Origin of the sequence: Romboutsia lituseburensis (genome assembly GCF_024723825.1) — a bacterium.
Lineage (GTDB): Bacteria > Bacillota > Clostridia > Peptostreptococcales > Peptostreptococcaceae > Romboutsia_F > Romboutsia_F lituseburensis_A.
In genome coordinates this window covers 486,242-501,695 of sequence record NZ_JANQBQ010000001.1, presented here as the reverse complement: position 1 = coordinate 501,695, position 15,454 = coordinate 486,242, and the positions used below count along the sequence as shown (strand labels likewise).

The following is a 15,454-nucleotide window of genomic DNA, read 5'->3' as shown; positions in this document are numbered from 1 at the left end:
CATAAAAGGGTTGAATCTTATTTTATTCAAAATGATAAGTTTAACAAATAAAAAAGATTAACTATAGAAATAATAAATTTAAATAAAACTATTTAAAAGAAATGAGTGTATAAAAGTTATGAGTAAAAAAAAATTTTTAAAAGATATAGAAAATGGACAACAATTTAATACATCTCTTTTAGTAATGAAGAGACTATACAAAGATGCTGATAAAGTAGTTTATCTATTAAGTGATAAAAGTGATCAGATAAAAGGAAAGGTACCCTCTAGAATTAAATTAGAGATAGGAGATATTATAAGTATTAATACTAAAAAAACTTTTATATTAGATATAGAACAACTTGAAAAATTAACAGATTATAACTTAGAAGACTATCTTCCTACTGTAAATAGATCTATAGATTGCATTATGAATGAAATAGAAATAATATCAGAGGAATGTATAACTTCACAAGAAGGTAAGCTTCTAAATGATTACTTTTTTAAAGATCAAGATTTTATATCTAAATTTAAAGTAGCTATTGGAGGAATATCTATGCATCATAATTACATAGGTGGATTATGTGAACATACACTAGGTGTAATGTATTTAACTAAAGTGTTATGTGATAGATACAATTGTAGACGGAGAGAAATAGCAGTTCTTAGTGCTAAATTGCATGATATAGGTAAAATTTATGAGCTTGATTACAATGGGCCTTTTAAATATACATTACAAGGTGAATTAGAAGGGCATATAGCCATAGGTGTTCAATTAATAGACAGAGCTTTTAATAATATAGACTATCCATTTAGTGATGACTTTATAAGAAGGATAAAAGGATGTATAATACAACATCACGGAAAAATTGAATATGGTTCTCCAAGAGAGGCTAACATGGAAGAATCTTTTATATTAAATTATGCAGATAGTGTAGATGCTACTTTAAATAGAATTAATCAGATAAAAGAAGTTACCAAAGAAAATAGTTGGTCAGAGTATGACAGGCGAATAGATAAAAAACTATATCTATAAATTATATTAAGCAATATATATTAAAAAAATAATATATTTAAGACTAAAAAAAATATCTTAATCTAACATATTTTAAGGTATTTTTTTAGTTTTTAAAGTAAGTATATAGAAATTTAAAAACTTATATAGACAAAGTATTATTAGTATAGTATGTTAAAAATATAGATGAAAATTTAAATTAAATAGGGGGTAAAATGAATAATCCATTAGTTATAAACATACAAAAATGTAGTATTCACGACGGACCTGGTATTAGAACTACTATTTTTTTTAAGGGTTGTCCTCTAAAATGTGCTTGGTGTCACAATCCAGAAAGTCAGAAATACACAAAAGAAGTACTATATAATCTAGAAAAATGTACTCAATGTGATTCATGTATGAATCATTGCCCTAATCATGCTATATATAAAGAGAATAATCAAATATATCTGCACAAAGAAAAGTGTGAATTTTGTGAAATTTGTTTGGATTATTGTTTAAATAATGCTCGTGAAATAGCAGGTAAAATATATACTGTTAACCAACTAGTTAATGAAATTGAAAAAGACATGATTTTTTATGAAGAATCTAATGGTGGCGTTACTTTATCTGGGGGAGAAGTTATGACATCAGATATCTTTTTTATTAAACAGATACTTAAGTCTTGCAAAGATAAAGGCATACATACTACAATTGATACTTGTGGTTTTACTTCGTTTGAAAAGTTCAAAAAAATTTTACCATATACAGATTTATTCTTATATGATATTAAGCTAATAGATGGTGAAAAGCATCTATTATTTACAGGTGTAGATAATAAATTAATACTTGATAATTTAGAAAAACTATCAGATGAAGATGTAAGTATAACTATTAGGATACCTTTAATAGAAGGAGTAAATGTAGACAAAGAAAACACTGAGATAAAAAAAATAATAAAATTTTTATCACCATTAAATATAAAAAATATAAATCTTCTTCCATATCATGATATAGGTATCTATAAATACACAAAGCTAAATAAAAAGTATGAGGGTACTGAGTTTAAAACTCCAAGTGAAGAAAAATTAAAAGAAATTAGTTTGTTGTTTGAAAATAATCATTTTATAACTAAAATAGGGGGATAAATATGTTAAGGGGAAGTTTTGATAGAACTAAAAAATTAAGACAAGAAAGTATAGATACAAAACCATATATAAGTATAGAAAGAGCGAAGCTTATAACACAAGCATATAAAAAATATGAAGGTAGTGTTGAAGTTCCAGTACTTAGGGCATTAGCATTTAAGCACTATATGGAAAATAGAAGTCTTTGTATAAATGAGGGAGAACTAATTGTAGGAGAAAAGGGTTCCTCTGCACAGGGGGCTCCAACTTATCCTGAGCTTTGCTGTCATACAATGGATGATTTAGAAATTATGGATAAGAGGGATAAGATATCTTTTAAAGTAAGTGATGATGTACGAAAAATACAAAAAGAGGAAATTATACCTTTTTGGGAAAATAGACAATTAAGAAAGAAAATAATAAATTCAATGGACAAACAATGGATAGATTGTTATGAAAATGGAATTTTTACTGAATTTATGGAACAAAGGGCTCCAGGTCATACTGTATGTGGTGATATTATATATCAAAAAGGATTCTTGGATTTAAAACAAGAAATAAAAGATGAGATAGATAATATTGATTTTATCAATGACTTAAATGCTTATAATAAAAAAATTCAATTAGAAGCTATGGATATAGCTTGTGATGCAATTATTATTTATGCTCAAAGATATGCAAAATATGCTAGAGAATTAGCTCAAAATGAATATGATGAAAACAGAAAAAAAGAACTTTTACTAATATCAAATAATTGTGAAATAGTCCCAATGAATAAACCGAATACATATCATCAGGCTCTTCAAATGTACTGGTTTGTTCATATAGGTGTTACAACTGAACTTAATATTTGGGATGCTTTTAGTCCTGGTAGATTAGATCAGCATTTATATCCTTTTTATAAAGATGATTTAGAAAATGGTATAATCGACTATAACAAAGCAAAGGAATTATTAGAATGCTTATGGGTTAAATTTAATAATCAGCCTGCTCCTCCAAAAGTAGGTATAACATTAAAAGAAAGTGGAACATATACTGACTTTGCAAATATAAATACAGGTGGAATAACTAGTGATGGTAAAAATGGTGTAAATGATGTAAGCTATATAATATTAGACGTTATGGATGAAATGAGACTTTTACAGCCAAGCTCTAATGTACAAATAAGCAAGAAAACTCCACAGAAATTTTTAAAACGAGCTTGTGAAATTTCTAGACAAGGATGGGGGCAACCGGCATTTTATAATACAGAAGCTATTTTACAAGAGCTTTTAGATGCAGGTAAGACCTTAGAAGATGCTAGATATGGAGGAACAAGTGGATGTGTTGAAACAGGATGCTTTGGAAAAGAAGCTTATGTTTTAACAGGTTATTTAAACTTACCTAAAATTCTCGAAATTACTTTGAATAATGGATTTGACCCTATATCTAAAAAACAAATTGGATTAAAAACAGGAGATGCTAAAAAGTTTATTGCATATGAAAATTTATTCGATGCATTTAAAAAGCAACTTAAACACTTTGTAGATATTAAGGTAAAGGGAAATAATGTAATAGAATCAATTTATGCAAAACATATGCCATCTCCTCTTATGAGTGTTATTGTAGATGATTGTATAAAAACTGCAAAGGATTATAACGCAGGAGGGGCTAGATATAACACTAAGTACATTCAAGGTGTAGGAATAGGAACTACAACAGATAGCTTAGCTTCAATTAAATACAATGTATTTGATAATAAGAAGTTTACAATGGAAGAATTGTTAAATGCTATTGAAAATAACTTTGAAGGATATGAAAGAATTTACAATTTAGTCAAAAATAAAACACCTAAATATGGTAATGATGAAGATTATGCCGATGATTTAATGATAGATGTATTTAATTCATTTTATAAAGAAGTAACAGGAAGAAGATCACCTATAGGTGGTACTTATAGAATAAACATGTTACCTACTACTTGTCACGTTTATTTTGGAGAAGTTATGGGAGCAAGCTCAAATGGGAGATTAAGAGGTAAGCCATTATCAGAGGGGATTTCTCCAGAAAAAGGAGCCGATATAAATGGACCTACTAGTGTGATTAAATCTTGCTCTAAAATGGATCACTTAAAAACAGGAGGAACTTTATTAAATCAACGTTTTGCACCTTCTGTAGTAAAAGGGGAAGAAGGTATAGAAAATATGTCTAACTTAATAAGAGCATATTTTAATATGGATGGACATCATATTCAATTTAATGTGTTTGATAAGAATATATTACTTAAAGCTCAAAAAACTCCTGAAGAATACAATGATTTAATAGTAAGAGTTGCAGGATATAGTGATCACTTTAACAACTTAAGTAAAGCTTTGCAAGATGAAATAATAGAAAGAACTGAGCAAACATTTTAATAAATAAATTTGAAATCAAAGGAGAAATGTAAATGAATAAAACAATAGGATTTATAGGATCAGGTAATATGGCTAAAGCTATGATAGGTGGAATAGTCAAGTCTAAGTTAGTACCATCAAATAAAATAAATGTTTCTGATTTAAATCAAGATACATTAAATAAGGTTAATGCTGAATTTAATGTAAATACATCTACAGATTCAAGGGATGTAGTTGAAAAATCAGACATTGTTATTGTAGCAGTAAAACCTAATGTATATGGTTTAGTTCTAGACTCTGTAAAAGATTTAATAGACAATAATAAGATAATAGTTACTATAGCAGCTGGAAAGACAATAGAATCAATTGAAAATATCATAGGAAATGATAAAAAAATAGTAAGGACTATGCCAAATACACCAGCGCTTGTTAATGAGGGTATGAGTGCTCTTTGTAAAAATAAAAATATCTCTGATGATGAATTAGATACTGTAAAAAATATATTTGATTCATTCGGTAAGAGCGAGGTTGTTTCTGAAAATATGATAGATGCTGTAATAGGTGTTAGTGGTTCTGCTCCAGCATATGTATTTATGTTTATAGAAGCTATGGCAGATGCTGCAGTTAGTGCTGGTATGTCTAGACCTCAAGCTTATAAATTTGCATCACAAGCTGTAATGGGCTCTGCAAAGATGGTCTTAGAAAGCGGTAAACATCCAGGTGAGCTTAAAGATATGGTTTGCTCTCCTGGAGGAACTACTATAGAGGCAGTTAAAACCTTAGAAGAAAAAGGCCTAAGAAACGCTGTTATAAAAGCTATGGAAAATTGTATAAAAAAATCTCAAGAAATGAGTAAATAAAAGATTACTTAAATCATAATTAATAACTTCGTTTATTGATAAAAATACTTATACGTAAAAATGGGTTCTTTCAAGAATCCATTTTTTATTTTTATATTCATATATATTTTAATATTTAATTTTAATACAATAGAATTCTTTATAAAATCGACAATATAATGTATAATAAATTAGTTATAATAATTTTTAAAATAATTTAAGCAAGTTTTATAATAATGTATTTGGGTAAAATATAACTATATAAAACGATTTGTGACATTAAATATTATGATTTAATTTAATATATAAGCAAAGGAGAAACATATGAAAAAAGTAGAACTACTAGCACCAGCAGGTGATTTAGAAAGATTAAAAATAGCATTTACTTATGGTGCAGATGCGGTATACCTAGGTGGCGAAATATTTGGTATGAGATCTGCAGCTAAAAATTTTACAATAGAAGATATGAAAGAAGGTTTAGAATTTGCTCATGAAAGAGGTAAACAAGTATTTGTAACTATAAATATAATACCTAGAAATGAAGAGCTAGACCAATTAAAAGCATACTTATTAGAGTTAGATCAAATAGGTGTAGATGCAGTTATAGTAAGTGATCCGGGTGTATTTAGTGTAGTAAAAGAAACTATTCCTAATATGGAAATACATATAAGTACTCAAGCTAGTACGACAAATTCATTAGCTTCAAACTTCTGGTATAATCAAGGAGCTAAAAGAGTTGTCATGGCAAGAGAATTATCATTTGAAGAGATAAAAAGAATAAGAGACAATGCAGCTGAGGATATGGATATAGAAGCCTTTGTTCATGGAGCTATGTGTATGTCTTATTCTGGTAAGTGTGTTATAAGTAACTACACAACAGGTAGAGATGCAAATAGAGGTGCTTGTGCTCAACCATGTAGATGGAAATATACTTTATTTGATGAAGTAAGTCTAGGAGAATACGAGCCAGTAGTAGAAGGTATCGATTCTTCATTCTTCTTTAACTCTAAAGATTTATGTATGATAGAATACATCCCTCAAATAATAGAAAGTGGAATAACGAGTTTAAAAATAGAAGGTAGAATGAAAACTGCTTACTATGTAGCTACGACAGTTAGGGCTTATAGAATGGCTTTAGATGAATATTATAAAGATCCTGAAAATTGGAAGTTTAACCCGATGTGGTTAGATGAACTAAAAAAAGGTAGTCACAGAGATTACTCAACTGGCTTCTATTTCAATAGGCCTGATGATACTGCCCATAACTACGAGTCAGCTTCTTATATAAGAAATTATGACTTTATAGGTATTGTAAGAGGTCACGAAGAAGATTCTGATTTAGTTATAGTAGAACAAAGAAACAAGATGAATGTAGGAGATAAAATAGAAATTATTGGTCCATTTAAAGAAACTATGGAAGCTAATATATTAGAAATGTATGATGAAAAAAATGAACCTATAGAATCAGCTCCTCATGCAAGACAAATAGTAAAAATGAAGTTAGACATAGATGTTGAAAAAGATTATATGCTAAGAAAGCCTATATTAACTATTAGAGCTCTTTAATATAAAATAAAAATAAAGTAGGATATCCTACTTTATTTTTATTTACATATATTTACATAATTGATATAATTTCTTAGGGGTGATAACAATTAAAAAACATATGCCTATATTAAAAAATAGTTATATTTACTTTATAATAGGGTTAATTTCTATTATTTATTATTCTTATATAAATATTGCATTTGGAGGGCTAGCATTTGATGAATTCTTCTTATGCCTTGGAATTTGTTTTATTTTATATGGATTTATAAAAAATAAGACAAAGAAAAACTATCTTGAAAATATAATAATAAAGTTAATAATAATTATTATTGTAGCAATTTTTATAATAGGAGAAGCTTTAATGATTCTATATCCTAAAAGTGACATAACTAATCAGTGTGATTATTTGATTGTACTAGGTGCTGCAGTCAAAAAAAATGGGCCAAGCCTTACATTGAGATCTAGATTAAATTCAGCAATAGAGTATTTAGATAGAACTAAAGATGATTGTTTTATAGTTGTATCTGGAGGTAAAGGCTCGGATGAAAAAACATCTGAGGCTCAAGCTATGAAAGATTATCTTATAGACAAAAACATAAATCCTTCTAGAATCATCTTAGAGGATAAATCAACTAATACATTTGAGAACTTTAAATATTCTAGAGCTAAAATTGAAAAACATAGCTCCTCTTCCATAAAAGATCTTCAAATAAAGGTAGTTACAACGGATTTTCATAGTTTAAGAAGCTCTGTATTAGCTAAAAGAAATGAATATACAAATGTTACGTTTTATTCTAGCAAATCTAAGTTAGCATTTATTCCTGTATATTATACACGTGAATTTTTTGCTCTTTTAAAAACTATATTAATTTATTAGATATATTAACTAAAGCCATAAATTAAGTTGTATAAACTTAATTTATGGCTTTTTTACGTTTTCTTATCTTTTACTGTTGCAATACGAATATTTTTTTAACTTAGATACTATTTATATAAAGTAATACATTAATATTCTTAATACAGGAGAGATTATATGAAAAAAGTAAAAATAGCTGTAATAGGTGCTGGGTCTAGAGGAATGTATGCTTATGCACCTTATTTATTGGATAACCCAGAACTAGGAAAAATTGTTGCCATAGCAGAACCTATTGATGAAAAAAGGGATCTTTTTAAAAATAAATATAATCTAGATTCAAAAAATATATTTAACTCTTGGCAAGACTTATTGGCAAATAATAAGATTGCAGATGCTATAATAATAGCTAACAATGATGACTCACATTTTGAACCTGCTAAATTAGCTTTAGAAAAAGGATATCATGTGTTGTTAGAAAAACCTATGTCTAATAATTTAAATGAAGTTATAAAATTAGGGGAACTGTCAAAAAAATATAATAATCAAGTATTCATGGTATGTCATGTACTAAGATACACACCATTTTTTAACGAGCTAAAAAAGATTATTGAAAGCAAAGATTTAGGAGATCTAATAAGCATACAACATAATGAAAATATAGGATATTGGCACTTTGCTCATAGTTATACTAGAGGTAACTGGAGAAATAGTATCAAAACTAGTCCTTTAATTTTAGCAAAGAGCTGTCATGATTTAGATATACTTTTATGGTTAGTTGATAGTCCAGGTGAATATATATCTTCATTTGGAAATTTAAGTCATTTAACAAGTGCTTCATTTAAACACAATATGAAAGATCGCTGTGTAAAATGTGATCTACGAAATACATGTCCTTACTCTGCAATTAAAATTTATCTACAAGAAGATAAAATAGTTAGATCGTTGAATTCAGTTCATCCTAACCCTACAAAGTATAATTTAAAAAAAGCACTACAAAATGGTCCATACGGAAGATGTGTGTATAAATGTGATAATAATGTTGTAGACCACATGGTAAGTATAATCGAATTTAAAAATAAAGTTACTGCCACTTTTAATTTATCTGCTTTTACAGAGGAATGTAGTAGAACTATAAAGCTAATGTTTAGCCATGGAGAAGTTGGAGGTAATTTTACACAAAATATAATAGATATTCATAAATTCGGTACTAATACTCATACTATAATTAGTCCAAAGATAAATCAAAGTGGCCATGGTGGAGGCGACTATTCCCTTATTAAAGATTTTATAAGTTCTATAAGTTCTAATGATGGAGAGTTAAAAACAACTGCTACAAATTCAGTACAAAGCCATGTGATGGCTTTTGCAGCAGAATATTCTAGAATAAGTCATAAAGTAATTAACTTATCTGATTTTTATAATAATATCAAAGAAGATATAAATGAATTATAAGATATAAAAAATTCGCTTCGCTTAAGCCACTGTGTGGGCGCTACACTTCATGTCGCCAACGACTTCGTCCGTTGCTTAAAAATGTGATGTAAAAAGCATAATGGCTTTATTACATCATTTTTTTATTGTCATTTTAAAGTAAAGATTATGTTAAAAAGAGATTTGATGGAATAATTCTAAGGACAGGCTCATATAATTTCTTAAAGTAAATAAAGAACCAAGGGGATGAATTATATGAGATACTACAACAAATCTATATCAGAAACATTAAGTTACCTGAAAGTAAACTCAAAACATGGTTTAGATGATGTAGATATAGAAGAGAGAAAAAAGAGATATGGTAAAAATGAGTTTACAGTAAAAGATGGACCTACATTTTGGGACGAGCTGAGTGAAAGCCTAATGGAGCCTATGATACTTATATTATTAGGTGCTGCCGTTCTTAGTTCATTTGTTGGTGAAATACATGATTCAATAGGCATAATTATAGCTATTTTATTAGGAATTTCGATAGGAATAATAACAGAAGGTAAATCTAAAAAAGCTGCTCAAGCCTTATCTAAAATGACTGAGAATATAGAAGTTAAAGTTATTAGAAATGGTAGAATAATTCAAATATCTAAAAATGACTTAGTTCCTGGAGATATAGTACATATAGAAACTGGTGATATGGTCCCAGCGGATGGAAGACTATTAGAATCTCATGACTTAAAACTAAGAGAAGATATGTTAACAGGAGAATCTGCGGATGTATTAAAAGATGCAAATGCTACTATAGATATGGACGTTATTTATGGAAAGACAGAAATAATGGAACAAGATACAATACCTGCTAAACAAATAAATATGGTATTTGGAGGAACTTTGGTAGCATACGGTAGAGGGGTCATGGTTGTTACTTCTATAGGCGATAATACTGAAATGGGTAAAATTGCACAAAATTTAGGTGAAGATAATGTACAAACACCTCTTCAGATAAAATTAGGAAAATTAGGTGCAAAAATAGCATCTATATCTGGTTTAGTAGCTACACTGCTTTGTCTTTACATGATAATGGAAATGCAGCTAAAAGGTCAAATACAAATAAATACATCTGGGTTTATACCTTTTTTACAATCCTTAGAACCAACAAAAGATATTTATATGGTATGTATAGCTTTAATAGTTGCAACTGTTCCAGAGGGATTACCAACTATGATAAATGTTACTTTAGCTATTACAATGCAAAAAATGGCTAAAATAAACGCTCTTGTCACTAAGAAAGAAGCTTGTGAGACTATAGGTGCTGTTTCAGTAATTTGCTCTGATAAAACAGGTACACTAACACAAAACAAAATGAAAGTTGAAGTTGCATATATAGATGGTAATTATGTAGATAGTTCAAACTACAAAAGTAATAGTTACTTTGAAGAAAACTGTATAATAAATTCAACTGCAGATATAGAAAAAGAAGATAATTCATTCAAATATATAGGAAGTGCAACAGAATGTGCATTACTTTTATATCACAAAGAAAAAGATTATCAAGGTATGAGACAAAATACAATGATAGCTTTTCAAATACCTTTTAGTTCAGAGAAAAAACGTATGACTTCTACTATAGTGAAGGACAATCAAGGAGTTATTCTTTGTAAAGGTGCGCCAGAAGTTCTTCTAAAAGAATGCATGTATATGCAAAAAGGTTCAAAGGTAGTACCTATGACAAATAGCCTTAGAGAGAATATGATAGCTGAAATAAAAAAACTACAAACAAAATCAATGAGAACATTAGGATTTGCATATAAAGAAGTAAGCAGATCTTATATAGAAGCGGCCTTTACATCCGAGGTTAGTTTAGATAGAGGAGACGCTTTAGTTTTCGGAGGTTTTGTAGGAATAATAGATCCACTTAGAGATGGAGTAAAAGAGTCTATTAATATTGCAAAAAATGCTGGTGTTTCTGTAAAAATGTTAACAGGAGATAACATAAATACTGCAAAAGCAATAGGAGAAGAAATAGGATTATTAAAAAATGGTAAAAAAGCTGTAGAAGCTACGTATATAGATGCTTTGAGCGATAAAGATTTAATGGAAGAGATAAATGACATATCAATAGTAGCACGTTCAAAACCTGATACTAAAATGAGAATAGTACAAGCTCTTCAAAAAAATGGAGAAGTTGTTGCTGTTACAGGTGATGGTATAAATGATGCTCCTGCCCTTAATAAAGCTGATGTAGGCATTGCTATGGGGATATCAGGGACTGAAGTTTCTAAAAATGCAGCAGATATAATATTAACTGATGATAGCTTTAGTACAATAGTTGATGGTATAAAATGGGGGAGAGGTATATATGAAAATTTCCAAAGATTTATACAATTTCAGCTTACAGTAAATATTGTTGCATTTGCAATAGCTGTTATTTCTCAGCTTATGGGTAAAGAAATGCCCTTTACGACTATTCAGCTATTATGGGTCAATATAATAATGGATGGACCTCCAGCTTTAGCATTAGGTTTAGAACCTGTAAGAGACTATGTTTTAAATAGAAAGCCTATAAATAGAAAGTCTGGAATAATTGCAAGAAGTATGGCCGTAAATATATTTATAAACGCATTTTTAATAATAGCCATTGTGTATGGACAATATCTATTTAACATATTAAAAGCCACACCAAGTGAACAGCCAACTGTTGTGTTCTCATTATTTGCATTTTGTGCTCTATTTAATGCTTTAAACTGTAGAGAATTTGGATTAAATAGTACTATACCAAACTTCTTTAAAAATAAATTAGCACTGCAAGTTATACTTATAACATCTATAGCACAAATATTATTCACACAAGTATTTAAAGGATTCTTTAATTCTGTATCACTAAATCATATTATGTGGTTCAAGATAGTAATTCTAGCATCTACAGTACTTGTACTAAATGAAGTTGTAAAATTTGTACTTAGAATAGCAAAAGAACAATATAAAAAATTTAAAAATTAATAAAAAATACCTACATTATAATTTATACATTAGTGTAGGTATTTTATTTAATATAAAAATTGTACAAGAATTATTTATCTATTACGACAAAAATAAAATACTTTAATAAATATAATATTACAATAAACACTTAAAACTTATACAAAAACTAGTCGAAAAAATTTTTAAAATGCAAAAAAATATAAAAACTAGATAAAATGCAATATAAATTTACATAAAGGATATTTTAGTCATATATTGAACTATATATAACTATCCAAGAGGTGAATTTATATAAAAGCAAGGAGACAAATAATATGAAACTGAGTAAAAAAGTTATTAGCTTAATATGTTTGACTTCTTTAATGCTAGGATTTAATTCTTCATCTAGAAGTAGTTCAGCATATAATAATTCAAATTTATGCTCAATAGACTTTGATTATTATAGCAAAAATACTGTAGTTGAACAGACTATTGTTAAAAGTAGTACTAGTATAAATGTTGCTAATTCTCAAAGAGAGAACATTCTATTAGAAGAAAAAGAAAATTTAAGAAAACAAAACGTAAACTATAGTAGAGATGATATGACATTAGTAAGTGGTATTACTGAAAAAGAGCTAAATAATGTTTTTATGAATTATACAGGTGCATCTACTATGGCTCATTTGTCAGGAGCAATTGTTGATGCTGAGAAGAAATATGGTGTAAATGCATTTACAATGGCTGCAATTGTAGCTTTAGAAAGTGGATTTGCTACATCAAGAAGGGCAGTAGAAGATAATAATTTAACTGGTTATGAAGTTTATAGTGATGATTCAGAAGGACATTTATTTTCAAGTCAGTATGAATCTGTAGTACAAACTGCCAGGCATTTATCAAAAAACTATTTATCTAAAGGTGGACCCTATTACTTAGGTGTTGCGGTTGATGATGTGCAAATAAATTATTGCCCAGATGAAGGTAAAGGTAAGAATTGGGATGGCAAAGTAGATAAACTAGCTCATGGTTTTTTAAAAACATATAAAAACTTATATCTTCAATAAGAAATTTAACATTTATCTTTAATAAGCATAGTATATATCATTAATTGTTTTATAACTTTTTAAGGAGGGTAAAATATGAATATCAATCACATTAATAATCAAGATATAAATAAACCTTCAGAAAAAAGTATCAGGATGACGCCTATTGAAATAGAAGCTATAAAACTTATTGATATAGATAATTTAAAAAACAAAAAATGTGCTAGAAAGCTTAAAGTCTCAACTGATGAATTTAGTAACTTAGTATTAAGCGCTAGAAAAAAAATGGCAACATCAATTATAGAAAATATACCTATTATAATAGATGAATATTTGCCTGAAAAAAAAATAACTACTATTTGCAAGTTTAGATGTGCTGTGTGTGGAGAGATATACACAGTGAACTATTTAAATAATAAAATAGCTTGCCCTCTTTGTAATTCTAATAAGATAATGACCAATAAAGAAGCTGGATTTTGTAAATAAAAAATACACAACATAAACTTGTGTTTTAAGTTTTTCATGTTGTGTAATAATCTTTAACGCTTCTTTAAGTTTTTATAAAATTTATTTTTATTATCGTTATTGTTAACAGATTTTTTAGCTATTTTTTTATTAGTATTTGATTTATAAGGTTTATTTTCTTTAGTATCTTCATCTTCTACATTTTTAACTTTATCATTTAAAACATCTAGTACAAATTTTTGTATTACCTTTACTGTACCAGATTTGTTTATGTATCCAGATGAATTTTCAGTTGCTAAAGCCAGTTCATAAAAATCTACACCTTTTATTTCATCTTTAAAGTTTATATGAAAAGTATATTTAGAATCTTTACTAACCAATATTAATGTTTCTTGATCTAATGAAATACTTTTAAATAAATTTGGATTTGTAAATTGTAATAAGTCCATATAATCACCTATATCTTTCTATCATTTTCAATTATTAATATTACCATAAAATGAAAATTTACTCAAAATAATTTTAATTCAGTTTGAGCTAATTGTTGGATGTTGTTAACAAAAAACAACAACTTATCAACAGTAATAAATCATTTATTAACATTTTTTAGAGAATAATTCACATTTTGTTAAATAACATGCTATAATGTATATAGCTAGATAGAATTAGGGGAAAGTTTTTAGGGGGAGTGCTACTAATGATAGATATTTTAAATACAATAACCGATTATGTATTGGTTGTTGATGAAAACGGATGTATAATGTTTGCAAATACATCCTTATTAAACAAGCTAAAATATACACTTGATGAACTTAGAGACCTAAATTCAATTTTAGTGGATAAAGATTTTAATTTTATTATAGAACAGTTGAATGAAAATAAGTCTCTACATAATATAGATTTATACTTTTATAATAATGCAAAAGATAAAGTTTTATTTAATGGAAATATAAAAAAATCTATTTTTGAAAATAAGGATGCTTTTATTATAATTTGTAATTGTAATAATACAGATAAAGAAGAAATGAGAAATGAATTTTTTGGAAATATATCTCACGAATTCAAAACACCATTAAATTTAATTTTAGGTACAATTCAGTTAATAGAAAAAAACGTTGCTAAAGGTAATATAAATTCAGTAAATGGTACAGATATAAATAGGCATACAAAGTGTATAAAGCAAAACTCATATAGATTGTTAAGACTAGCAAATAATATTATAGATATGACTAGAATAGAAACAGGGTACTATCAATTGCAATTAGGAAATCATAATATAATAAATATAATAGAAGAGATTACTCTTTCTGTATCTAGCTATATGGAAACAAAAGGAATAAATTTAGTATTTGATACCGATTGTGAAGAATTAACAGTTGCTTGTGATCCAGATAAAATTGAAAGAATAGTACTTAATTTATTATCAAACTCGATCAAGTATACAGATAATGGTGGAGAAATTAATGTTTTAATAAACACTTTCCCATCAAAAGTTCGTGTGTCTATAAAAGACAATGGAAGCGGAATAAGCCAAGAAAAATTACCATATATCTTTGAAAGATATGTACAAGATGACCGTAAATATAGAGTTAAATCTGAAGGTAGTGGTATTGGCTTATCACTAGTAAAATCTTTAGTTAATATGCATGATGGAGAGATTTATGTAAATAGCGAACTTGGGGAAGGTTCAGAATTCATATTTGAGATTCCAATAAAAGTAATACAAGAAAATAGTATTGAAAAATTTGATATGGATAATGAACATTTAAGAATTGAAAAATGTAATGTTGAGTTTTCAGATGTATACTCAATGTAAAATAAAGCTCTGAATTATTAAAATCAGAGCTT

Annotated in this window: 12 protein-coding genes; 11 read left to right on the top strand and 1 reads right to left on the bottom strand. The window is 27.8% G+C overall.

Going from position 1 to position 15,454, the window contains the following annotated elements:
- Positions 1 to 118 precede the first annotated feature (118 nt).
- From NWE74_RS02490 to NWE74_RS02445, 10 genes are all read left to right on the top strand, one after another.
- On the top strand, positions 119 to 1,015 hold the full coding sequence (locus NWE74_RS02490; protein ID WP_258241659.1) for an HD domain-containing protein: 897 nt from the start codon (positions 119 to 121) through the stop codon (positions 1,013 to 1,015).
- A 194-nt stretch (positions 1,016 to 1,209) separates the two neighbouring features.
- Positions 1,210 to 2,121: a trans-4-hydroxy-L-proline dehydratase activase gene (locus NWE74_RS02485; protein ID WP_258241658.1), complete on the top strand. Its 912-nt coding sequence runs from the start codon at positions 1,210 to 1,212 to the stop codon at positions 2,119 to 2,121.
- 2 nt (positions 2,122 to 2,123) lie between these two features.
- Positions 2,124 to 4,493, top strand: a complete 2,370-nt coding sequence (gene hypD / locus NWE74_RS02480) for a trans-4-hydroxy-L-proline dehydratase (RefSeq protein ID WP_258241657.1) — start codon at positions 2,124 to 2,126, stop codon at positions 4,491 to 4,493.
- Between the two features lie 32 nt (positions 4,494 to 4,525).
- Positions 4,526 to 5,332, top strand: a complete 807-nt coding sequence (proC, locus tag NWE74_RS02475) for a pyrroline-5-carboxylate reductase (RefSeq protein WP_258241656.1) — start codon at positions 4,526 to 4,528, stop codon at positions 5,330 to 5,332.
- 303 nt (positions 5,333 to 5,635) lie between these two features.
- Positions 5,636 to 6,877 carry a peptidase U32 family protein gene (locus NWE74_RS02470; RefSeq protein ID WP_258241655.1) on the top strand — a complete coding sequence of 414 codons (1,242 nt, stop codon included), beginning with the start codon at positions 5,636 to 5,638 and terminating at the stop codon, positions 6,875 to 6,877.
- 100 nt (positions 6,878 to 6,977) lie between these two features.
- Positions 6,978 to 7,736 carry a YdcF family protein gene (locus NWE74_RS02465; RefSeq protein WP_258241654.1) on the top strand — a complete coding sequence of 253 codons (759 nt, stop codon included), beginning with the start codon at positions 6,978 to 6,980 and terminating at the stop codon, positions 7,734 to 7,736.
- A 156-nt stretch (positions 7,737 to 7,892) separates the two neighbouring features.
- Complete coding sequence (locus NWE74_RS02460; RefSeq protein ID WP_258241653.1) at positions 7,893 to 9,167, top strand: Gfo/Idh/MocA family protein; 1,275 nt, start codon at positions 7,893 to 7,895, stop codon at positions 9,165 to 9,167.
- 234 nt (positions 9,168 to 9,401) lie between these two features.
- Positions 9,402 to 12,140 (top strand): calcium-translocating P-type ATPase, PMCA-type, encoded by a 2,739-nt coding sequence (locus NWE74_RS02455; protein WP_258241652.1) that lies wholly within the window; start codon positions 9,402 to 9,404, stop codon positions 12,138 to 12,140.
- Positions 12,141 to 12,436: 296 nt separating this feature from the next.
- Positions 12,437 to 13,162 carry a glucosaminidase domain-containing protein gene (locus NWE74_RS02450; RefSeq protein WP_258241651.1) on the top strand — a complete coding sequence of 242 codons (726 nt, stop codon included), beginning with the start codon at positions 12,437 to 12,439 and terminating at the stop codon, positions 13,160 to 13,162.
- A 75-nt stretch (positions 13,163 to 13,237) separates the two neighbouring features.
- Complete coding sequence (locus NWE74_RS02445) at positions 13,238 to 13,627, top strand: DUF134 domain-containing protein (protein ID WP_258241650.1); 390 nt, start codon at positions 13,238 to 13,240, stop codon at positions 13,625 to 13,627.
- Positions 13,628 to 13,680: 53 nt separating this feature from the next.
- On the opposite strand, the gene NWE74_RS02440 is transcribed toward NWE74_RS02445, so the two are convergent.
- On the bottom strand, positions 13,681 to 14,055 hold the full coding sequence (locus tag NWE74_RS02440; protein WP_258241649.1) for a hypothetical protein: 375 nt from the start codon (positions 14,053 to 14,055) through the stop codon (positions 13,681 to 13,683).
- Positions 14,056 to 14,303: 248 nt separating this feature from the next.
- On the opposite strand from NWE74_RS02440, the gene NWE74_RS02435 reads away from it, so the two are divergent.
- A complete protein-coding gene (locus NWE74_RS02435; RefSeq protein ID WP_258241648.1) occupies positions 14,304 to 15,422 on the top strand; it encodes a PAS domain-containing sensor histidine kinase in 1,119 nt (372 codons plus the stop codon).
- Positions 15,423 to 15,454: the final 32 nt, after the last annotated feature.

Excerpts from the sequence above, each read along its gene's own strand:
- NWE74_RS02490 (WP_258241659.1), top strand. The coding sequence starts at position 119 with ATGAGTAAAAAAAAATTTTTAAAAGATATAGAAAATGGACAACAATTT.
- NWE74_RS02485 (WP_258241658.1), top strand. The coding sequence starts at position 1,210 with ATGAATAATCCATTAGTTATAAACATACAAAAATGTAGTATTCACGAC.
- hypD (WP_258241657.1), top strand. The coding sequence starts at position 2,124 with ATGTTAAGGGGAAGTTTTGATAGAACTAAAAAATTAAGACAAGAAAGT.
- proC (WP_258241656.1), top strand. The coding sequence starts at position 4,526 with ATGAATAAAACAATAGGATTTATAGGATCAGGTAATATGGCTAAAGCT.
- NWE74_RS02470 (WP_258241655.1), top strand. The coding sequence starts at position 5,636 with ATGAAAAAAGTAGAACTACTAGCACCAGCAGGTGATTTAGAAAGATTA.
- NWE74_RS02465 (WP_258241654.1), top strand. The coding sequence starts at position 6,978 with ATGCCTATATTAAAAAATAGTTATATTTACTTTATAATAGGGTTAATT.
- NWE74_RS02460 (WP_258241653.1), top strand. The coding sequence starts at position 7,893 with ATGAAAAAAGTAAAAATAGCTGTAATAGGTGCTGGGTCTAGAGGAATG.
- NWE74_RS02455 (WP_258241652.1), top strand. The coding sequence starts at position 9,402 with ATGAGATACTACAACAAATCTATATCAGAAACATTAAGTTACCTGAAA.
- NWE74_RS02450 (WP_258241651.1), top strand. The coding sequence starts at position 12,437 with ATGAAACTGAGTAAAAAAGTTATTAGCTTAATATGTTTGACTTCTTTA.
- NWE74_RS02445 (WP_258241650.1), top strand. The coding sequence starts at position 13,238 with ATGAATATCAATCACATTAATAATCAAGATATAAATAAACCTTCAGAA.
- NWE74_RS02440 (WP_258241649.1), bottom strand. The coding sequence starts at position 14,055 with ATGGACTTATTACAATTTACAAATCCAAATTTATTTAAAAGTATTTCA.
- NWE74_RS02435 (WP_258241648.1), top strand. The coding sequence starts at position 14,304 with ATGATAGATATTTTAAATACAATAACCGATTATGTATTGGTTGTTGAT.